Origin of the sequence: Neorhizobium sp. LjRoot104 (assembly GCF_964253725.1) — a bacterium.
Lineage (GTDB): Bacteria > Pseudomonadota > Alphaproteobacteria > Rhizobiales > Rhizobiaceae > Neorhizobium.
This window is the reverse complement of record NZ_CAXURS020000001.1, coordinates 1,337,118-1,354,619: the sequence shown is the minus strand read 5'-3', so window position 1 is coordinate 1,354,619 and position 17,502 is coordinate 1,337,118. Positions and strand designations below refer to the sequence as shown.

The window sequence follows — 17,502 nt, the reverse complement described above, 5'->3', positions numbered from 1 at the left end:
ATCAGCTATCCTTAGGACTTTGAGCCGTATGGAGTGCGAACGCTGGGAGACGGCGCGCTCTTCTGAGGAGCCCCGAACCGCGAAAACATGCTGGTCACGCCGCTGAAGAGAGCGCCGGCCGCGTTGTAGTAGGAAGCCCGCCGAGCCGCCTTCCCCTCGTACCTGGAGACCTTGGCAGCATCGTTATAGCCGCGCGCCTGCTGCTCGCCCTTGTAGATCGAGGTTTCGGCCGAAAGAGCCGTTTCGCCGGCCGTCTCGCCCATCATGTCGATAACGGACGGATCGTTCACGCTGCCGCCGCTACCGGCAATCGCCGCGCGCTGCTGGCTAAGCATGTACTGGCCTTGGCGGTACTTCTCGGATGCTTCCCGCTGCGAAGCCGCCTGCGCTTCATCGGCCTGCTGCTCTTGAACCTTGGCCTCATACTTGGCCTTCGCTTCGGCGTCCTTGCCCTGCTGGAGCGCGCCGGAAACGGACATGATAGTCCCGGCCACCCCGGCAATACCCGAGACGATCGAACCGATTGCGGCTAGTTCTGCCATTTCCAAAGAACCTTTCCGTTGACTGTCTCGTCGGTTGGCTCGAAGCCAAGCCGCCGCATCAGTTCCTCAGCGCGGGGAATTGAGGTGTCGCAAACAGCCTTGATGACCGTCGCCCCCTCCTCTTTCACCCGCTCGAAACCTTCGAGCACGTGCCGGTACAGAGAGGGCTTCCGTTCCGAGTTGGGGATTTCAAGGAAGGCGACCCACTCGCCAGCGGCGGTTTCGATCGCCCCACCGAAGCCGGCGACCAGGAGGCCGCGCCGCATCGCCTTCCCGATCCATCGAGCTTGACACTCGTTGCCGTGATAGTACCGGGCAAAGTCTTCGTCATTCGCCCATGCAACCTTAGCCACTGGTGCGGGTATCCAGGACGAGAGCGGCGGCAGTGAAGGGATACGGCGCCCGCTGCTCAATGCAGATCCGGCTATCCGTGTCCCAATCGCTGCTAATGCTCATCAGGTCAGCATCGAAGTTTTGGAAGAGCTGCCCGGGAACGATCGGCTTGCCCGCCTTGGTGGTCGTGAACCGTCGCAGCGTGTCGAAGTCCTTGCCGACCCGGAGGCCGTCGAGAACCGTGTCCAGCAGGTACAGACCGAGCTTGGACACCTTCTTGCGCTGGAATAGCGCCGTGCCGCCTGCAGCCCCATAGGCAAGCTTGGTTGACCGCCACCGCGCATTGTAGGGCAGACCTATGACGACGTTGCTCGCAGCCGTTTCTAGCACGACCTGACCAGACGCGACCGTATAGAGGTCGTCCTGATCATGCACCGCGGCGCCATCGGCCCACACAACCACGTCGAGCCCATCCAGTTGAGGAACTGAAAACGTCGTGGTTGGCGACCCCGTAAACCGAGTGAAGCCATCGGCAACGCAATTGATCGCGCCGCCCTTGCAGTCGTTGAGGTTTGCCAGGCGTTCGAGCCTTTGCGTCCCGTTACGGACGACGGCGAAATAAACCGAATCCTGGTTGGAGCCGCGGCTTGTCGAAACGCTCTTGAACTCGCCATCCGTCAGGACGCGCGACCAGGCTATAACCTTTTCAGCCGGCTCATAGGTCAGGGCCCGAGCCTCACCGTTCGCCAGGACGAACCAGACGACGGTATCAGGCCGGCGCTGGACTGCCATGTCCACGACCTGAGACCCGTCAAACAGATCCTCATGCATCGCGAGCAGATCGGTTGACGTGTAATCGACGCCCTGGGCATCGGGAGAAATGCGGAAGACGCCCGTTCCGGAGGCCTGGACGAACACGCCGTCCTTGTCCGCCTTCACCGCCCGAATGCTGGCACAGCCACGCGTCGAGGCATCGACAGGAAACCAGCTATCGGCGGTAAGAGGTTCATCGAAGGAGGAGGCCTTGACCGAGATTTCGGACATGTCGGTTCCGGCAATCAACCGCTGCAGGCCGAGGAGCCACAGAACGCCACGCGCCGAGCTGGAGTTGACGGATCGAGCAATCGGAGCCGAGGCCCCTTCCACTTCATCGTCAAAGCTCCTGAAGGCGTCCGGAACGGAACCATGGATGAGATCCACGTTCGCCCAATAGAGGCGCCCGCCGAACGTCTCGACAGCCGCCGGCCAGCCGTCATGATCCGACCAGGTAGAGCTATCCCATTCGAACGTTGCGACAGTCGAATAGAGGCGGGTCAGGACTTCGGCCGACGCCACAGTCTTGCTCGTGTACCCGGTGACGCGCACAATGCCGGACTGACTACCGCCGCTATAGGTCAGGTTGGTGACGATCGAGCCGCTGGTATAATCGCCGCTGCCAAGGGCGAAGCGGAAGAACTTGACGACGTTGTTGTCAGGATCGGTATAGGTAGTGGCCGCAGCAGCGGCAAAGCTCAACAGGGTGGTCCAAGCCGATGGATTTCCCGAACCGTCATCTACCGAAACCTGCAGTCGGACAGTGCCGGAAAAGGTTCCCGAGACAGAATAATTGAAGCGCCTCGCCACACCCACACCCGCCACGCGGATGAAGGCGCCGTTTGCGGGCGCGCTTGTGAACGTTTCATCGATCGTCTGCCCGCTCTGAAAGAGCCGAAAAAGCTTTCCGATCATCGTTGAAGCGAAGAAATCGCGGTTTGACGTGAGCGTGATGTTGCCGACAAGCGCGCTCGGCTGGAGGGACACCAGACCGTCAGAGGTGACGAACGGCCCGTCGCTCACCTTGTAGCGCTGGATACCCCATGAGGCATCGCCGCGGCGCTGGATTTCGCGCTGCTGATATACCCCCGAGGCGATATACAGCACGTCCTTGTTCTGCTTGTAGCGCAGGATATTGTCTTCCAGATCGTCCGAAGTCCAAGGCGTCGTCAGAACCATGATGCCGGCCGCCTCAATCTGGCAGGACGACATGATTGCAAGGCGCGGCTGTTCGTTGATCAGCTCAAGGAAGATGCTTGCCGTCGTCGGCGTGAAGGCGATCGAGTGAACGCCGTCGTCTAGGATCGCTTCAAGGATCAGGTCATCTGAACCTGCTGTGGAGCCCAAACGAACCTTGATCGGGCCGCGCGTGACTTCGAGGCGCAAGGCGTGTTCAACATCCCGATCGGCCAAAGCAACGGAAATCGTCTGTTTCGCCCACGCCCTGGACTGCGTTGCGCCGGCAAGCTGGAGATCCCCGCCCGATACCGAGGCGGAGGCCGTGCCCGTGCTGGCATTCGTCCAGCCGGTGAAGGCGGCAAAATCCCCGTTCGTCACAGTCGTAGCGACGGAAACGCGAGAGATCAGCGCATCGCCCTTGACCACCCTCAGAGCTTCATTCGAGAGAACCGGAACGAAAGTCGAGCCGCCAGAATAGGAATGTTCGAGAAGCTGGACCTGTCCAAAGTCGATATTGGTTATATGTTCGAGGCCAGGGCGGAAGGTCATGGAGCCGATCACGCGCGGCAAGGCGTTCTCATAGAGCGAGCCGGCAAACTGTTGGCCTTCGAGATCGAGACGGGCAAGAGCCTCGTCACCAACCTCGCCACCGTTCAGCGAATAGACTGGAGCGTTTACGGTCGGCATTAAACGTCACCCTCGCCCGGGCTGATTTCGCCGCCGACAAGCGTTCCACCGCGACCATAGCCGTCACCGTACCCATAACCACCTTGACGCGCTCGCAGCCAGGAGCCGGTTCCGATAACCTTGTTGTTCTCGTTGCGGGCATCGACGCTTTTCGCCTGCCTCAGAGCCTTGTCGAGCTTCTTGTCTAGCTTCGCTTCGAGTGCATCGCTGGACGTGAGCTTCCCCACCGTTTCAAAGGCGAGCTTTACCGCCACATAGCGCCAGAACATGGTAGGCCACGTGGCGACATCGGTCATATTGGCCTTGGAAATGTAGCGCAGGAACATCGGGTTCGTGTTCGAGTGCAGATAGCCGCCCTCGTCCGCATACTCCCGGAAGCCGCTGCGAAAGTCCGGCACGTTGGAGACGGCGACAGTCCGAGAGTAATCGTCCGGATAGTCGAAGACATACGCCCAGCCGAGCGCCGCCGTCCCCGTTACGCTTTCCTCCAGGGCAACAGAGACCTTGAACGCGTTCCAATCGCCCGCGCTGAAAGCCTCCTCGACAACGCCGGTCCAGGCATTGTCCAGAACATAGCGAGCCTCGACATCATCCGTCAGGGTGACAATGGATGCCGCCTGAAGGTGAATGAGCGCCTGTTTGTAGACCTGGAGTTTGTCGACCATTATTGACCCTTCAAAATCTCGAAGTATTTCTTGGCGGCGGTCTCCGCATCGGCCTTCGAATGGAAGCCGTGCTGGATGACTTCCCCGTTGTGGATGAAGCGCCACATGTGTTTCGGTCCACCGTGGGAGACTTCCGGCGCCTTGACATCGGCCGTCCGAACTTCCGGAGCATTTTCGGCATCGAACACGCGCAGGACGCGGACCCTTGCCGAGGTCTTGGTCACGGATACAACCCGGAGGTCACAGTCCAGCGCCATGTCATCCGAAACCACGGCGATATGCATCCCGGGCTTCAGAACACTGAGGTGGTTGGAGAAGAATTGCGGATGCGTCACGTCGTCGAGCGTCGTTTCGGACGGGACAGTCGCCGCATAACGGCCGATCGAGTAGTCAGCCTGCATGAAGCGGCCACCCGAAAGCTTAGGATTGCTCACTGGCAGATCCATGATGTTCACCTATGGGAAAGAGAAATGGAAAAGGGGTACGCTCAGATTTGAGCGCACCCCCGGGACACGTTAGTCGGTGTCGGTTGCGGTGACGGCCAGGCCGTCCGTCAGATCCACGCCGAGCGTATCGGTGCCCGTCGCTTCGTCGATGACCCAGCAGATATGCACCGCCGTTACAGCGCCCGTCATTGTGCTTGTGCGGGTACGGACCAGCACAATGTCACCCTGCCGAGCGCCCTTCTTGTAACCGTCCGACACATAGTTGGACGTGTTGACCGTTGCGATGGCATCGGTCGAGTCGAGCAGCCAGAGATTGGTCATCCCAACACCGGAAAGGCTGCCAACGAGGAGCTTGAAGCCCTGAGATACATAAGCCATGTGTGCGCCTCCTTAGCTGAACGCTGCGGTGTCGTCGGTGACGACCTTGATCACACCGGCCTGCTGCAAGATCACGGCGCCGTCGAAAATGGTGTGACGCGAGTACGAATAATCGTCCTCGTCGTTGTACCCGACGCCGACCATGATGTTGTCCTGAGCAATGGCGTGACCGACTGCCGGCTTGGCGAAAATGAAGTTCGAAGCCGTAGCCGTGCCCTTGCCGGGAAGGCCGTTGTGCATGATGTGCTTGGCGCCGAGCCAGATCTTCGGACGGTCAAGCGTCAGGCCCACGAGAACCTTTTCGTCAACATAGTCCGCCGACTTGAACTCCTGGAACGTCAGGAGCCGCGCCCATGCCTTCGGGGTCCAAAGGCATGTGATTTCGTTGCCGACCATGACATCCGCTTCGAAGAGATCCGAGAGCGCATCGACGGTTTTGCCGTAGGTCAGGGTTTGCGCAGCGCCGCTGGCGTAGGAGTTTGTAGCGGTCGCGAGGGCATCGATGATGGTGTAATCGATCTCGCGAGCTGCAGCGTTGGCGCCGGCATTCTGCATCGCTTCGCGAACGTTTGCGGGAGCGGTGAACACGTCGAAGCCGGTGCGGGTTTCCTTCGAATGCTTTTCTTCGAGGGTGACAGTCGGCTGCGTGTCGGTGCGGCTACGGGACGGAATGAGACCGTTCGTACCGCGGGAGGTCATGCGGCCGGCGGCGGCCTGCAGAGCGAACTTTGCAGTGAGACCGGACAGCACTTCTTCGGTTGTGACCGAATCCTTGAGGTAGGTTTCGCCCCGCTGGAAGGCGACAACCCATTCCTCAACGAATTGGTCTTTAGTGATGGGATAAGCCATGCACCTAGATCCTTGTGTTGATTGATGGGATTGGGGGTTTTCCAGCCGTTGGACAGGGTGCCGTCATGCTCTTTTGCGGGATGCCCTGGACATGCCAGAGGGCCGCAAGGCCGAGCCAGACGGGGCTTTCTCATCAGCTTTTCATTTCAGGAGATTTGCGGGGCCGTTCCCGGGATGCCGCGGGTAGTCAGAAAGACCGCTTACTTGCGGGCCTTAAGCTTGGTGCGTTGAGCGTAGAGCTTGGTAATCTTCTCCTGCACTTCATCGCTCTTGTATTTCTTCGGATCGGAAACGCGCAGTTGCAGCAGTTCGTCAATCCGAGCTTGGACTGTCTTGGACGTGGTTTCGACATCGCCCGTAATGATCGAGTTGCCGCCGTAATAGTCGGAGCCGATCTGCGCCATCATCTTGACGAACTCGGGCTTGTCCTGGAGCCGGGAGCCGTCCATGAGGCGAAGCCCCATCATGTTTTCGAAGCCCTCTTCCCCGAGGTGCGTCGTCATGATCTGCGCGGCGGCGCTGATATTGCCGTCGTATTCACCGCCCCACTCAGTGCGGAGAGCCGCTTGCGTGGCCTTGGCCGTCTTCGCCATGTTGCCGTCAAGCTCTTGGCGCTGCGCAACCGCGAAGTCCTGGAACCAGTCGATCGCCGCCGCCGCCGTCTTCGGATCAGCATGCTTTCCGTGCATGTGCTCCTTGAAGGAGGAGAGCGCTTCCGTGTCGAACTCGGAGGCCTCGAAATCCTGCCTGAAGGATACGGGATAGGCCGCGGGATCGTCGGGAATGCCGACCGCCTCGCGATAGGCCTTGATTTCATCAGGCGTTGACTTGTCCGTCAGCGGCGAAACGCCCTTGCCGGCATTCTTGGCAACCTGGGCAGCTTCGCGGACAGCCTTGGAAATTGCTTCCTTGGACTTGTACCGTTCGAGCTGCTTCAGAAACTTCTCATCGCCCCCCGCCAGCATTTCGCGGAAGGTCTGCAGCTCGCCTACCTCAGGACCGGCGCCAGCGTCGGAAGCGCCGGCACCGGCCCCACCTACATCAGCCGCCGCGTTCCCGGCCTGTAAGCCAGGCTTGGGAGCAGGGGCAGCATTGCCGCCCTTGCCGGTATCAGCCGACCCGCCTTGAGCGGGTGGCGTTACGTTCGTCGGCTGGGCGTCCGCTGCTGCGGTCGTGTTCTCGTCCGTCATGTTTCTCACCTGTGAGCAAATTCAAAGGAAAAGTGACGAGCTTTCGAAGCTGAAAGCCCACGTGCTGCTTGCCGGCGGCAAAGGTCGAATCCCTTTCCCCGCCAAGCTCTTCCGGCATCCACACCATATCGTTCAATCCACTGATGAAGAGGATCGCCGCCCATGCGCGTTTCTGCTGGTCTTCACTCGCAACACCGGCCGCGAGCGCCTGGAGCGCCACGCAATCAGCCTTGCGGATTTCGAGATTGTTTTCGGGCGCCCTGTTGTCAGGTCTGACCTGGACAGGATGCCACGGACGATAGGCGCGCTTGGTTTCACGCTCTGCCATCGATCACCTATGAAATGGAAACCCGGGATACCGACCCGGCACGGTCAAACGACTTCGGCCGCCTGGAGCTGCTGGGCAGCGTTGCCGACCTGTCCGGCGACTTCTGCGCCCTGCCCTACCTGCTGCATCATGGATTGCTGCGCTTGCGCTGCTTGCGCTTGAGCGCGGCTTTGAGCGGCCTGTTCAGCATCGACAAGCCAATCAGCATGACCGCCGGGAACGGACTGGAATGCGTCACGGAAGGACTGCCGAACGTCCACCTCGACGACCATCGTCGGATCAAGCTGCATAGCCTTGGCGATCAGGTCGCCGCTTTCGTGGAATGCGTTGATCGTCTGGCGGTCGCGGGCTTCCTTGAGCGAGTTGTTGAACTCGTAAACGAGGTTTTGGCCCAGCAGTTCTTCCGGCATATCGACCGGAACGCCGTTAGCATCGACAGGGCCATAGCCGCCCGCCCGCATAACCTTCTCTGTGACGAGATCCAGCGTCCGGCCTGTCCACTCGTCCTCGATAGGCTCGAACAGCGGCAGAGCGTTGCGAATGTACTCCTGCACGACCTGAGACGCCTGATAGGCGGTAATGTCCCGGCCCTGAAGTGCAGCCATCGGCTGGAGCTTGTTGATGTAGAAGGCATCAGCCAGCAGGCCACGGGCATCCGTCAGGGCATCGACGCCGAGGCCTGGGTTCTTCCCGAAATCAACCGTCCGGATCGCAGGGCCGAGGCGTTCGTCATACTCGCTATCGATGTACGTCACGCCGCGCGAACTGAGGTCGATCGGAGAGGTAACGACATCTTCCATCGCGATAACCGGAGGATCGAGCGTCTTTTCGGCCGCTTCGATGATGGACATCGCCATGCGTTGGATCATGCGAGCCTGTGGCAAGGCAATGATGGTTGCCGGCGAGAAGGCGTAGAACATGCCGCTAACGGTCTGCCAGCGGTCTACGATGTAGTCAAAGGTGAAAGCCGGCTGTTCCTGAAGGATCTTGCCGCCCTCAGTCACATAGACATCGGCCCATTTCGCGCCCTTCGGAAACTTCCGATAAGGCTCGTATTTGTCAACCGGGATGAAGATATGACGCAGCTTGAACTTGCTGGTCGTGTCCTTCTTCTTCAGCGCATTCTTGACCGGCTGGGGCAGCTCGGATTCACCGAACCAATAGGCCATTGCATGCGCGGTCATATCGCATTTGCGGTGCACGTGATCGACACGACCGTCAGGCCCCTCCGAGCCGGCGCAGTCCTTGCCGTGGTGCGTCCTGAACATCAGGTTATCGCGGGCCTTGTTATAGGACACCTGGGTCCAGCCCATGCCGAACGTTGCGAAATCCTGCTCGTTCTGTCCGGCAGCGCGGCGATAGTTGCTGTCATTGGAATACAGGATCGAGCGGTTGACCGTCGTCATGAACTCCAGGAACATCGAAGGACCGCGGCGCCGAGCAACATCAGGGTTGGACGTTGCAGCCTTGAACCATTCCCGGTCAGCAGGCCGGACCATGGAGCCGATAGCGTTCCCCAACTCGCGGCGGATCAGCACGGGCGAGAAGTCAGTCAGGTGAGAAGCGAACTCCTGCCCATAGGTGATTTCTTGCGTGAAGTTCGCCCGCTCCGGATAGAAGAACTCGGCAATCTCCTGATGGAGGCTGTCGATACTCTCCTTGGCCGCGAACATGCGACCGTCGATTTCCAGCAGATCACGGCCGGCCTTGTCGAACGACATCAGCGAGCACCAAGCGTTGAGCGCGAGAACTCACGGCCAATCGTGCCAGGCACAGGGGCGAGTCGATCGGCAGCCTGAGAACTGCCCGTTCGAATCTGCCTGTTGTTCTGCTGGCGCTTGCGCTTTGCCAGCGGATCGTCGGCGTCCGGCATCGGAGCCGGCGGCTCGGGATCGGGCATCTTTGCTGAAGCTGGTTTGGAGAAGAGAGCACCCATCTAGCGTTTACCTCGCAGTTTGTCTTTCATGGCACTGTTGGACGTGACGGATTTGAATTGCCTGTGGCGCATATCCCGGCGCTCTTGTGCGGCTTTCGGGCGTCTGAGGCCCCCCATCTTCGAGGCCGACAGCATGACGGTCGTGTCGCCCTTGTCAGGCGAGCGGCCGAGCAATTCCTTTTGCTCTTCCTTCGGCAGGACCAGGATCACTTCACCAGCGCCAGACGGCACAATGTCGAAGCGGTATGAGCAGAGGTCCGCCACCATTTCAGGATCAGGCGGAAGAGCGATGCGAGAGCCGTATTCAGGATCAAGCTGCTCACGTAGCTGCCAGACCGCTTGCGCCCTGAGGTTCTTGAACCCGTACATGCCGTCACGAGTATGTGACGTTGAGCCCGAGCCGCCTTTGAAGCCGTAGCAATCGACATCGCTATGAGCGAGCTGGGTTAGCGTGTCCCCGCCGTATCCGCCGCCGGCATCGACGACCACGCGGCAGCGGTCCCGCATTTCCTTGACGATCAGGCCCGCAACGGTTGGCCCGTCCGGAGTGTCAACGCCCTTGTAGCTGGTAAACCGGGAATACCACCAATCGCGCCGGGACTGTATTTGCGTCTTGTCAGGGCCGCCCTGGGCAACGTCGGCGGCAACGGCAGTCATCGGCACGTCTTCAGGCGGAGTTTCCGTCCAGCGGGCTTGCGCAAGCTTTATCCAGCGTGTCGGGATGACCTGCCAGTCGTCATCGTCGCCCTCGACAGAGAAGTTGCCATCCCTCAGGCGGTCCCGAAGCTCCTTCGGCAGCGCTTCCAGCGTCGAGGCATAGCCGGTTTCCATGAGATCCGGATTGTCTTCGAGACGCGAGCGAATGAAGGTTCGAGACCTGGGAAGCTCCCCCTTCGGGCCGATGTAATCGCGGCTGACTTCCACGTCTTCCCCGTCGATCGCCGTGAACCATCGCAGTTCGCCGGACTTGGCAGGGTTCGGATGCGAAGGATCGAGCCACGGCGCCCAATACTTGATCACCCATTGGCCTTGCGAGGAGGTCGGAGGATTGCCCGTCGCGACCACACGGCACCGCCGGCCGAGCGCATCGCGAAGCCATGCGATGATGTAGCGGTATTGGGATTCCGTGAACTGCGTTATTTCGTCGAAGCCTTTGAGCCTATGCGGCCGGCCCTGATATTTCTCTTTGTCCGCCTCGTTCGGGACACCGCCTAGTTCGATCGTGCCGCCACCAGGAAGCCGCCAGATATGCGACTGGCTGTTGTACCCGTCACGAGTGCCGAGGATGCGGGAAAGCTCATCCTCAATGCCCTTGACCTGTGTCGCCTGCCTTCGGAGGATCAAGGCCGGCTGATATTCGTCTGCAGCCAGGCCACAAAGCAGCGCCGTCTTGCCCCCGCCAGCCGAGCCACCATAGAAGGTCTCATCTGCTTCGGAGAACCAGGCGTCGGTCTGAGGACCAAGGTTAGGAACGAATATCTGATCCTTTGTCCCCTCAAGGGCCAGCGCCTTCAGTCCCTCGCGTTCTTCCGGTGACAGCGCGTTGAGCGCCGCCAGAACCTCGCTAAGATCCACTGGACGCCTTGGCCGACATCAGGCCCTTTGCCAGCATGAAGCCGATACGACGGGCCAGCTCATTATCGCTGACTTCCTTCGTCTCGATCGCGCCGCCATCCTTGCCGGTCACTTCCGACCGATCGGCCAGACCGAGGTCACGGGCGATAATCGAGGGGTTCAGGAGGTCGGCAGAGGCGCCTTCGAACTTCTGCGTCCGGATCGTTTCCTCTACAGCCTCACAGACTGGCAGGAAATCTTCGCGCTTGCGGTACTCATCCCAGGATCGCCGGCCGATATCGAGGAAGATGCAAAGCCCACTGATCGACATTGCCCGCATCTTCGGGAACGTCTCTTTCGTCACGACGCCCTGAAAGGCAAAGCCCTTCACCTCATAGAGCGGGTTCGCTTCCACCCACTCGAAATACTCAATGCAGGCCGTCCACAGATCATCCGGAGAGGCGAAGATCGGCTTTCGACCATGTGAGCTGCGAGCCTTCCAGAACTCGTTACCGATCGGGGCACTCATCAGGAGGCGTCCTTGACGATGCTGACCATATGGCGGCGCATGACTTCCCGGAGGGCGATAAGCCGTTCAGGCAGATAGATGGTCCAGTCCCCGGAGGCGTTCGCCGCTGCGATCAGTTTGGACGCCTCAATAGACGCCGCCTGATACGACAAGCCCGCATATTCGCGAAAGCTATGTTCGATAGGCCCAGCGAGGTTTCCGAGAACCTTAGGCGCCAAGGGACTTTCCGAAAACTTCCTTGCCATCTGCTTTTCGCGGATGGCAAGGATATGCTGGGCGACCTTCTGAGTATTGTCGGAAAAACATTCCAGCCTAGCACAGAGCTGATCGATCTCCTTGCCGAACTCCTCCGCCCGCGTCACCAACGCGGAAGTGTGCCGTGCATAGATCGCGTCAACCTGCGCTGCAAACTCATCGAGGGTTACGCTCATCAGATGGCACCCCCCGGAATTGCGAAGGAGACCTTCCGCGTCTCACGCAAGGAGAACCCGAGCTTTCGAGTTCCGGCCTTCTCCTGGTACTCGATTTCACGGCGAGCCATGTTAAACATACCGACAAGGCCGACCTTCTGGGGATCGATACCCTTCGCAGCTTCCTGCAGTGCGTCCAGGTCAGCCGCAACGGCTACAAAGTCCCACATGGTTCCAGCCGTCCAGACCCACGGCGCAACAACCTCGCTAGAGCCCTTCTTGAACATCAGCACATAGCCGCCTGTATGGGCTTCATGCAGTTCCAAGATATCGAAAGACGAACCCGCGCTTTCATCGGTCATCTCATCACCTCGTAAATTGAAAACCGCTTTGCCCGCGGCAGGGCTTGGAATGCCGGTCTCCTCAGATTTGAGGAGATCTATCGGGACTCGCTGTCTTCGATCTCGTCGATGATGCGGCCGAGGGCGTATTGCAGATCTTTCAGGTCTTCGAGCTGGAGACCGTGGATTTCCTTGTCGCCGTCGCTACGGATCGTGATCCATACCGGATGCGGCTGCGATGCTTCCACTTCGAACCGGCCGACGCGCTTCTTGGCAGGGAGCGGCATCAGAGGAAGTTCCCGCATGGGAAGCCGACGACCATCGAGGCGCCAGGCTTCAGCGTCACGCGACCAATGCGGCAGTGCCAGGACGGATCAGCGAGCATCATCGAGAACGCGGTCATGTTCAGCCCCCAGGCGCTTAGCCAAAGCTATTGCAGCGAAGACGTAGGAGAACGGGCCGAGTCGTAGATTCGCGTACATGATTTCACGCTCTGCCCTGCTCTTCCCCCGCGCATGCTGGAGGATCACCCGAGCGTTCGACCGGATGATTTCCCCCTTGTCTGTCATGGTCGGACGAGGATGGCGAACGCGGCGGAAAAACCTGTCGCCCACGACATCATTGCCAGAGCAGCGCCGGCCGTCAGCAGTTCGCTATAGTAGTCGCTGGCATCGCCGCGGCGGACAGCAGTGTTGCGAACCTCTTCCGAGAAGAACGCGAGCGCTGCCGTGATGCCGGCGAAGATCCACGCCGAATCCACGCCCTTGACCAGTCCGGCAGCGGCGATGATCGAGAGCAAGAGAGCGCTGAAGATTGCCTGAGTGGTGTGCATGTCAGTCTCCAAATTTAAAGGGTGTAACGCGTTACGGGCGTTACGGTCACGTTACCGTAACGTTACAAGGCGCTTTCAGCCGGCTCAGATTTGGGCCCGTCGATTGCGTGGCCTTGGCTATCGGCAATGAAGGAGACGAACATTCCGCCGCCGATGCCGGTAAGCTCGCGAGCGATGCCGGGAAGGATTCGCCGGGACTTGCCCACCGCCGCCTTGTCCTTGTGGCTGTCCTTCGAGACATGAAGCCATCCAGGTTCGTCCGAGGTGACTAGCATCAGGTCATGAGAGCCGGGAAGCTTTACGCCGAAAGCGCCGCTGGTAAGCTCTACAGGCTTTGGACCCATGGCGGGGAAGCCACGGCTGCCAGCATGTCCGAGTTCGATGAAGCATGTCATTGCGCGGTTCCCTTCTTGGGCTGCGTATGATCAATGATTGTCGCCACGTCACTCCAATAGCGGTCCTCTGTCGATCGGCAGGCGCCGAGAACGAGAAGCATGCAGATGACGCCTAGCCGGACGGCCATGTCTTCACCTCGCGGCTATGGAGATTTTAGGGAACGCAACGGCTGACAAGTTGTCGTCTGTTCAATCCTGTGCGGACGCAAACTTTTCGTTCGCATCAGGTGTCCCCAGATCTGGGGAGAGCTTACCGAGCAGAATTTTGGGCGCATTTCTGGGGAGGGAGGAAAGCAACTAGCTTCCCCGTGGCCCCGTGGGTGATCCTTAGACCCCCAACTGCAAATCAGGCCAAATCAAGTTGTGCACAATCTAAGCTGCAAGCCTCAGATTTGCAATACGGAGTTCGATTTCCCGCATGTTCTCAACATTTTCGATGATAGCCATCACGGCGCGCTTGCCGGAGCCCTTGGCTCGGGTGACGCGGGCATAGGCGCCAGCGAGCGGGCCGGACTCGATCCGAACCCTGACATCGGCCGCGAATGATGCGGCGACGGGCGGGCGCATGATGTCGTATTCGCCGCGGTTCTGGGCCTCGCATAGGGCAATCACGTTTTGCGTCGGGATCGGGATAGGCCCGTCACTTCCGCCGAGGACCGCCTGAACGTGGTCCATTTTGCGAAGGGCGTCGAAATCAGCCTCGCCATGCAGGCAGGCGAACACATAGCCGCTGAACAATGGAAACCGCCGCATTGACCAGCTTTTGGTCTGAAAATGCATGACTTCCCGCCTGATAACGGGGGCGATTGCGTCTATTCCGATTGCTTCCAATTCATCGAGAGCAAGGGATTGGCGACCTGGAGCCGTCCGCAAGACAAACCACATTCTGAACCTCGTTCCGTCCGTTATGATCTAACATCACGCATAGCACTTTATTGGAATCATTGCACTATTCGGACATGACGCGGCGGTATTCTTCCGAAAGATAATCACCGGTTTCCCCAGGCTGTCCCGCCGATGTCGACGTAACGTGACCTATGCCCATCATCGAAAGCTCGTCGGCCCGCTCATTGCCGGGGTTGCCGGAATGGCCCCTGACCCAAACAAGTTTCGTTGGATAGATCGTTAGGGCATCATCCAAGGCCTTCCATAGGCCCAGGTTCTTGATCTCTTCCTTGCCGCGCTTCCAGTTCTTGGCCTTCCACGAATGCCGCCACTCGTTACAGCCTCGCACCGTGTATTGGCTATCGCTGAAAAGCACCGCCTCACGGCCAACACAGTTCACCGCCATCCAGCTTAGGGCATTGAGGGCGGCGGTTAGCTCCATGGTGTTGTTCGTCGCGATCGGGTCGCCGCCGAATGCGCTATGGATCTCAGCGCCATCCTGAAAGGCGACAAAACCCCAGCCGCCTACGCCGGGGTTCGGTTCGCATCCGCCATCGCAAAAGACTTCGATCAAAGTTCAATTCCCTTCAAAGCGCGGGGACCGGGCAGTTCGCCCATCATCTCCGAAAAGAGCAGGACGTTCGAATAGGCGTGGCCCCAAGCCCCGTTCGCCCGGATCTTCACGACGTTGCCGGACTTCTTCAGCTCCAGCTCTGCGAAGATTGATTCCCCCGATCGGAACCACTGCTTGAGAATGTCTATGTTGCCAGCGCTGAAGAACTGCCTGGTATCCGCTGCCAGGTTGCGCAGCTCGGGGAGCCTCTTCAGCAGCGAATAGGCTTCCTTGCCCCGCTTCGTGATTTCGTCAAAGGTCGGATGATGGCCGGTTCCATCCACGGGCAGCGGCGGCAAGTCCTTTTGAAGGTCCGCAAGTATCCTGCTGATCTTCACCAGTTCGGAGACAGGCCGGAAGTTCGGGCGAACGAACTCGAAGCCGGCCAGCGTTCCGATGCTGCCTTTCTGGAGCACCTTCCGGCCGCTGCCGTCCCGAATGTTGAAGTCTTGCGCGATGCGGATTTCGCCCTGGCTCCACTTCAGTTCCCTGTAAAGCCGCTCGGCAAACAGGGGCGCGTCTTTGTCCAGGCGTTCCCGTACCCACTGGACAGGTTTTAGAACCCGCTCGATTTTCGAGAAGTAGTCCGTCAGATCCGGGAGCATCTTTTGCAGCTCAGGCCACGCGCGCGCGAAGCGCCGGCTTTCGCTCTGCTTCCTCCATAGGTCATCGGCCTTCTCGTAATCGCTGATATGCGTCGAGGCGCAGCGGTGCCCGATAATCGCGACCGTCTTTTCGTTGGGGAAGTAGGATAGCCGCCCGCGCCGGAACTTCGGGGTCGTCGGGCTGCATAGCGGACACGGGATCTCCGATCGAAACCGGGTTATCTCGGTCAGCAGAACTAGGCCGTCCATGTTCGCCGGCTTGTCGGTGGAAATCCCTTCGAAATCTACGGGGTCTCCGCCATGATCGACATGGGACCGCCACCGCTCGACAAACGCGATCGAGGGGGTTGCATCAAAGATTGCTAGATGGCGAGCTTCGGTCATGCCGTTTCTCCCGGCATCATCGGGCGCCAAGCCGATCCAAGTTTTCGGCATTCTTCATATATCGAGAATATGAAATCCGAGCGTTCCAGATCGATCTCCGCATCCGGGATAGAAGCGCTGTGCATTTGCCGTTCATAGGCATTAAGTGCGCGCGACAGGATGTGTTCGGCCTCGCGGTCGCTGCGCGACCTGGACAGCTGATCGGCTATTTTTCGGGCATGTCCGGAGCGTCGTTTCGACGGGAACGGTATGATCAAGGTCATGCTGCTTCCTCTCTATCGAACTCAGTTTCGATAAGCCGGTAGGCTCGCCCAAGTATCGGGTCCCCCTGGTGGTGGTCTTCGTCTCCTCCCTCGTGGATCTCTTCGAGGCGACGGCGGATGTCCTCCGCTAGGCCGCGGCTGAAACGCCGGCCGGCACTGACTTCCCTGTCGAGGGAACCGAGGAACCCGTAATCTTCACGGGTTGCGAGGATACGACGACCGACCGCGTCGTCCTCTTCTATTTTTGCTTCAGAGCGAAGCATAGATAGGGATACGTCGTCTTCCGATTTCTCGGAAGTGACGCCGACCCGGAACATGGGTTTCTTCCCAGAGTTCACTTCCGAGAGTTTGGGTGCAGTTTCCTGCGCCAGGCTAGGCGCAATTTCCTGCGCCTGGTAGGTGCAATTTTCTGCGCCTACTTTCTTGCTCAATCTCTCTTTCCGCTGATTTGTGGTTACGACCGCGACCCTGCTCTTAGCTTTCCCTTCATATTCGGAAACAACCTCGCTCAGTCGTTTCCAACTAATTTCATAAGAGCTGCTTTCATTCTTTCGCAGCTTCCTGGACACAACGTCTAGCTCAATGAGCTGCTGAACTGCGGTCTGAATTGTTCTGCGGGAAAATCCCGTTTCGTCGCGCAACCTTGCTTGCCCCGGATCACAGCGACCAGTCGCCGCATTGGCATGCCAGATCAGCCAAGCCCCGACAGTTCGCGAAGCTGGCGCGAGCTTCGGCACCCAATGCAGCGCATAGAGGGCCTGCATCTTCTGACCCTTGCCTGGAGCCTTAGCCATTCAGCTTTCCCCTTCCTGAACGGATTTCCTGCGCCAGCTTGCAGACTTCGCAGCTCTGGAGAGCCGTGAGGCTGAACTTCTGGCGAATGGCAGTGATTGGATTGGGCGGCGCCACCGTCTGCTCTGAGAGCCAGCGCGCCGCGGCGCTGACCCTGCTGTCTTCTTGAACCTCACCCATCAAGCCGCGGCCCTCACCATGTCGGAGAGGATATGAAGCTTGCTATGAAGCCTGTACCGAGCATGCGAGCCCGGGAAATCGCCACCATGCTTTTCATGCACCGTCTCGATTGCGAAGCCATATCCGCGAAGCTTGTAGACGTAATGGGAAGTTCTTGGGCCGATGTTATCCAGGCTGGACACGCCTTTGTCGCCAGCATCAACCAGCTTGCGGAGCGTCCAGCACTCCCGGCCGATGACTGTGATTGGACTGCTGGTAACCTCGTTATTGTCGTCCAAAATCTGGACTCTCATCGAGAACGTGTTATTACGAACAGACATTGACGGTCCTTCCGTTGATGTAGGGAGTGGCGCCAGAAATGGCGTTATTACGA

At 59.3% G+C, this 17,502-nt stretch carries 25 protein-coding genes; all 25 read right to left on the bottom strand.

Annotated features, from left to right (window positions below):
• Nucleotides 1–11: 11 nt before the first annotated feature.
• The 25 genes from ACSQ8R_RS06970 to ACSQ8R_RS06850 all read right to left on the bottom strand — a co-directional run bounded on the left by ACSQ8R_RS06970 (nucleotide 12) and on the right by ACSQ8R_RS06850 (nucleotide 17,449).
• A complete protein-coding gene (locus ACSQ8R_RS06970; protein ID WP_436252678.1) occupies nucleotides 12–542 on the bottom strand; it encodes a hypothetical protein in 531 nt (176 codons plus the stop codon).
• Entirely contained in the window at nucleotides 530–808 is a 279-nt protein-coding gene (locus ACSQ8R_RS06965) for a hypothetical protein (protein WP_345921943.1), read from the bottom strand. Before ACSQ8R_RS06965 ends, ACSQ8R_RS06970 begins: the two co-directional genes overlap by 13 nt.
• A gap of 79 nt (nucleotides 809–887) precedes the next feature.
• Nucleotides 888–3,554 carry a hypothetical protein gene (locus tag ACSQ8R_RS06960; RefSeq protein ID WP_436252677.1) on the bottom strand — a complete coding sequence of 889 codons (2,667 nt, stop codon included), beginning with the start codon at nucleotides 3,552–3,554 and terminating at the stop codon, nucleotides 888–890.
• Nucleotides 3,554–4,219 carry a hypothetical protein gene (locus ACSQ8R_RS06955; RefSeq protein WP_436252676.1) on the bottom strand — a complete coding sequence of 222 codons (666 nt, stop codon included), beginning with the start codon at nucleotides 4,217–4,219 and terminating at the stop codon, nucleotides 3,554–3,556. The genes ACSQ8R_RS06960 and ACSQ8R_RS06955 overlap by 1 nt, the downstream gene beginning before the upstream one ends.
• Nucleotides 4,219–4,665, bottom strand: coding sequence for a hypothetical protein (locus tag ACSQ8R_RS06950; protein WP_436252675.1), 447 nt, complete (start codon nucleotides 4,663–4,665; stop codon nucleotides 4,219–4,221). The genes ACSQ8R_RS06955 and ACSQ8R_RS06950 overlap by 1 nt, the downstream gene beginning before the upstream one ends.
• Before the next feature lie 69 nt (nucleotides 4,666–4,734).
• The gene (locus tag ACSQ8R_RS06945; RefSeq protein ID WP_436252674.1) at nucleotides 4,735–5,043 is read right to left on the bottom strand and encodes a hypothetical protein; all 309 of its coding nucleotides are present in this window, start codon (nucleotides 5,041–5,043) and stop codon (nucleotides 4,735–4,737) included.
• Between the two features lie 12 nt (nucleotides 5,044–5,055).
• A complete protein-coding gene (locus ACSQ8R_RS06940; RefSeq protein WP_436252673.1) occupies nucleotides 5,056–5,892 on the bottom strand; it encodes a phage capsid protein in 837 nt (278 codons plus the stop codon).
• Between the two features lie 200 nt (nucleotides 5,893–6,092).
• Entirely contained in the window at nucleotides 6,093–7,082 is a 990-nt protein-coding gene (locus ACSQ8R_RS06935; RefSeq protein ID WP_436252672.1) for a hypothetical protein, read from the bottom strand.
• Complete coding sequence (locus ACSQ8R_RS06930; RefSeq protein ID WP_436252671.1) at nucleotides 7,003–7,410, bottom strand: hypothetical protein; 408 nt, start codon at nucleotides 7,408–7,410, stop codon at nucleotides 7,003–7,005. Before ACSQ8R_RS06930 ends, ACSQ8R_RS06935 begins: the two co-directional genes overlap by 80 nt.
• 44 nt (nucleotides 7,411–7,454) lie before the next feature.
• Nucleotides 7,455–9,131, bottom strand: coding sequence for a portal protein (locus ACSQ8R_RS06925; RefSeq protein WP_436252670.1), 1,677 nt, complete (start codon nucleotides 9,129–9,131; stop codon nucleotides 7,455–7,457).
• Entirely contained in the window at nucleotides 9,131–9,346 is a 216-nt protein-coding gene (locus ACSQ8R_RS06920) for a hypothetical protein (protein ID WP_345921952.1), read from the bottom strand. The genes ACSQ8R_RS06925 and ACSQ8R_RS06920 overlap by 1 nt, the downstream gene beginning before the upstream one ends.
• Nucleotides 9,347–10,921, bottom strand: a complete 1,575-nt coding sequence (locus tag ACSQ8R_RS06915; protein ID WP_436252669.1) for a terminase large subunit domain-containing protein — start codon at nucleotides 10,919–10,921, stop codon at nucleotides 9,347–9,349. It lies immediately after the preceding gene.
• Nucleotides 10,911–11,429 (bottom strand): DNA-packaging protein, encoded by a 519-nt coding sequence (locus ACSQ8R_RS06910; RefSeq protein WP_436252668.1) that lies wholly within the window; start codon nucleotides 11,427–11,429, stop codon nucleotides 10,911–10,913. The genes ACSQ8R_RS06915 and ACSQ8R_RS06910 overlap by 11 nt, the downstream gene beginning before the upstream one ends.
• Nucleotides 11,429–11,860, bottom strand: a complete 432-nt coding sequence (locus ACSQ8R_RS06905; protein WP_436252667.1) for a hypothetical protein — start codon at nucleotides 11,858–11,860, stop codon at nucleotides 11,429–11,431. The genes ACSQ8R_RS06910 and ACSQ8R_RS06905 overlap by 1 nt, the downstream gene beginning before the upstream one ends.
• Nucleotides 11,860–12,201 (bottom strand): hypothetical protein, encoded by a 342-nt coding sequence (locus ACSQ8R_RS06900; RefSeq protein ID WP_436252666.1) that lies wholly within the window; start codon nucleotides 12,199–12,201, stop codon nucleotides 11,860–11,862. The genes ACSQ8R_RS06905 and ACSQ8R_RS06900 overlap by 1 nt, the downstream gene beginning before the upstream one ends.
• A gap of 77 nt (nucleotides 12,202–12,278) precedes the next feature.
• Complete coding sequence (locus ACSQ8R_RS06895) at nucleotides 12,279–12,467, bottom strand: hypothetical protein (RefSeq protein ID WP_436252665.1); 189 nt, start codon at nucleotides 12,465–12,467, stop codon at nucleotides 12,279–12,281.
• 278 nt (nucleotides 12,468–12,745) lie between these two features.
• Nucleotides 12,746–13,012, bottom strand: a complete 267-nt coding sequence (locus ACSQ8R_RS06890; RefSeq protein WP_436252664.1) for a hypothetical protein — start codon at nucleotides 13,010–13,012, stop codon at nucleotides 12,746–12,748.
• Nucleotides 13,013–13,074: 62 nt separating this feature from the next.
• Nucleotides 13,075–13,407 carry a hypothetical protein gene (locus tag ACSQ8R_RS06885; protein ID WP_436252663.1) on the bottom strand — a complete coding sequence of 111 codons (333 nt, stop codon included), beginning with the start codon at nucleotides 13,405–13,407 and terminating at the stop codon, nucleotides 13,075–13,077.
• Between the two features lie 372 nt (nucleotides 13,408–13,779).
• On the bottom strand, nucleotides 13,780–14,292 hold the full coding sequence (locus tag ACSQ8R_RS06880; protein WP_436252662.1) for a transcription termination/antitermination NusG family protein: 513 nt from the start codon (nucleotides 14,290–14,292) through the stop codon (nucleotides 13,780–13,782).
• Nucleotides 14,293–14,356: 64 nt separating this feature from the next.
• Nucleotides 14,357–14,866: a ribonuclease H family protein gene (locus ACSQ8R_RS06875; protein ID WP_436252661.1), complete on the bottom strand. Its 510-nt coding sequence runs from the start codon at nucleotides 14,864–14,866 to the stop codon at nucleotides 14,357–14,359.
• Nucleotides 14,863–15,894, bottom strand: coding sequence for a hypothetical protein (locus tag ACSQ8R_RS06870; RefSeq protein WP_436252660.1), 1,032 nt, complete (start codon nucleotides 15,892–15,894; stop codon nucleotides 14,863–14,865). Before ACSQ8R_RS06870 ends, ACSQ8R_RS06875 begins: the two co-directional genes overlap by 4 nt.
• Entirely contained in the window at nucleotides 15,891–16,157 is a 267-nt protein-coding gene (locus tag ACSQ8R_RS06865; protein WP_436252659.1) for a DUF6074 family protein, read from the bottom strand. The genes ACSQ8R_RS06870 and ACSQ8R_RS06865 overlap by 4 nt, the downstream gene beginning before the upstream one ends.
• A complete protein-coding gene (locus ACSQ8R_RS06860) occupies nucleotides 16,154–16,951 on the bottom strand; it encodes a helix-turn-helix domain-containing protein (protein WP_436252658.1) in 798 nt (265 codons plus the stop codon). Before ACSQ8R_RS06860 ends, ACSQ8R_RS06865 begins: the two co-directional genes overlap by 4 nt.
• A complete protein-coding gene (locus tag ACSQ8R_RS06855) occupies nucleotides 16,944–17,129 on the bottom strand; it encodes a hypothetical protein (RefSeq protein ID WP_436252657.1) in 186 nt (61 codons plus the stop codon). The genes ACSQ8R_RS06860 and ACSQ8R_RS06855 overlap by 8 nt, the downstream gene beginning before the upstream one ends.
• Nucleotides 17,129–17,449, bottom strand: coding sequence for a winged helix domain-containing protein (locus ACSQ8R_RS06850; RefSeq protein ID WP_436252656.1), 321 nt, complete (start codon nucleotides 17,447–17,449; stop codon nucleotides 17,129–17,131). Before ACSQ8R_RS06850 ends, ACSQ8R_RS06855 begins: the two co-directional genes overlap by 1 nt.
• Nucleotides 17,450–17,502 lie beyond the last annotated feature (53 nt).

Bases quoted from the DNA above. Each gene is read 5' to 3' on its own strand.
- ACSQ8R_RS06935 (WP_436252672.1), bottom strand. From the start codon at position 7,082: ATGACGGACGAGAACACGACCGCAGCAGCGGACGCCCAGCCGACGAAC.
- ACSQ8R_RS06855 (WP_436252657.1), bottom strand. From the start codon at position 17,129: ATGGGTGAGGTTCAAGAAGACAGCAGGGTCAGCGCCGCGGCGCGCTGG.
- ACSQ8R_RS06970 (WP_436252678.1), bottom strand. From the start codon at position 542: ATGGCAGAACTAGCCGCAATCGGTTCGATCGTCTCGGGTATTGCCGGG.
- ACSQ8R_RS06870 (WP_436252660.1), bottom strand. From the start codon at position 15,894: ATGACCGAAGCTCGCCATCTAGCAATCTTTGATGCAACCCCCTCGATC.
- ACSQ8R_RS06920 (WP_345921952.1), bottom strand. From the start codon at position 9,346: ATGGGTGCTCTCTTCTCCAAACCAGCTTCAGCAAAGATGCCCGATCCC.
- ACSQ8R_RS06945 (WP_436252674.1), bottom strand. From the start codon at position 5,043: ATGGCTTATGTATCTCAGGGCTTCAAGCTCCTCGTTGGCAGCCTTTCC.
- ACSQ8R_RS06880 (WP_436252662.1), bottom strand. From the start codon at position 14,292: ATGTGGTTTGTCTTGCGGACGGCTCCAGGTCGCCAATCCCTTGCTCTC.
- ACSQ8R_RS06900 (WP_436252666.1), bottom strand. From the start codon at position 12,201: ATGACCGATGAAAGCGCGGGTTCGTCTTTCGATATCTTGGAACTGCAT.
- ACSQ8R_RS06960 (WP_436252677.1), bottom strand. From the start codon at position 3,554: ATGCCGACCGTAAACGCTCCAGTCTATTCGCTGAACGGTGGCGAGGTT.
- ACSQ8R_RS06965 (WP_345921943.1), bottom strand. From the start codon at position 808: ATGCGGCGCGGCCTCCTGGTCGCCGGCTTCGGTGGGGCGATCGAAACC.
- ACSQ8R_RS06955 (WP_436252676.1), bottom strand. From the start codon at position 4,219: ATGGTCGACAAACTCCAGGTCTACAAACAGGCGCTCATTCACCTTCAG.
- ACSQ8R_RS06940 (WP_436252673.1), bottom strand. From the start codon at position 5,892: ATGGCTTATCCCATCACTAAAGACCAATTCGTTGAGGAATGGGTTGTC.
- ACSQ8R_RS06950 (WP_436252675.1), bottom strand. From the start codon at position 4,665: ATGGATCTGCCAGTGAGCAATCCTAAGCTTTCGGGTGGCCGCTTCATG.
- ACSQ8R_RS06860 (WP_436252658.1), bottom strand. From the start codon at position 16,951: ATGGCTAAGGCTCCAGGCAAGGGTCAGAAGATGCAGGCCCTCTATGCG.
- ACSQ8R_RS06910 (WP_436252668.1), bottom strand. From the start codon at position 11,429: ATGAGTGCCCCGATCGGTAACGAGTTCTGGAAGGCTCGCAGCTCACAT.
- ACSQ8R_RS06895 (WP_436252665.1), bottom strand. From the start codon at position 12,467: ATGCCGCTCCCTGCCAAGAAGCGCGTCGGCCGGTTCGAAGTGGAAGCA.
- ACSQ8R_RS06885 (WP_436252663.1), bottom strand. From the start codon at position 13,407: ATGACATGCTTCATCGAACTCGGACATGCTGGCAGCCGTGGCTTCCCC.
- ACSQ8R_RS06850 (WP_436252656.1), bottom strand. From the start codon at position 17,449: ATGTCTGTTCGTAATAACACGTTCTCGATGAGAGTCCAGATTTTGGAC.
- ACSQ8R_RS06890 (WP_436252664.1), bottom strand. From the start codon at position 13,012: ATGCACACCACTCAGGCAATCTTCAGCGCTCTCTTGCTCTCGATCATC.
- ACSQ8R_RS06905 (WP_436252667.1), bottom strand. From the start codon at position 11,860: ATGAGCGTAACCCTCGATGAGTTTGCAGCGCAGGTTGACGCGATCTAT.
- ACSQ8R_RS06925 (WP_436252670.1), bottom strand. From the start codon at position 9,131: ATGTCGTTCGACAAGGCCGGCCGTGATCTGCTGGAAATCGACGGTCGC.
- ACSQ8R_RS06930 (WP_436252671.1), bottom strand. From the start codon at position 7,410: ATGGCAGAGCGTGAAACCAAGCGCGCCTATCGTCCGTGGCATCCTGTC.
- ACSQ8R_RS06865 (WP_436252659.1), bottom strand. From the start codon at position 16,157: ATGACCTTGATCATACCGTTCCCGTCGAAACGACGCTCCGGACATGCC.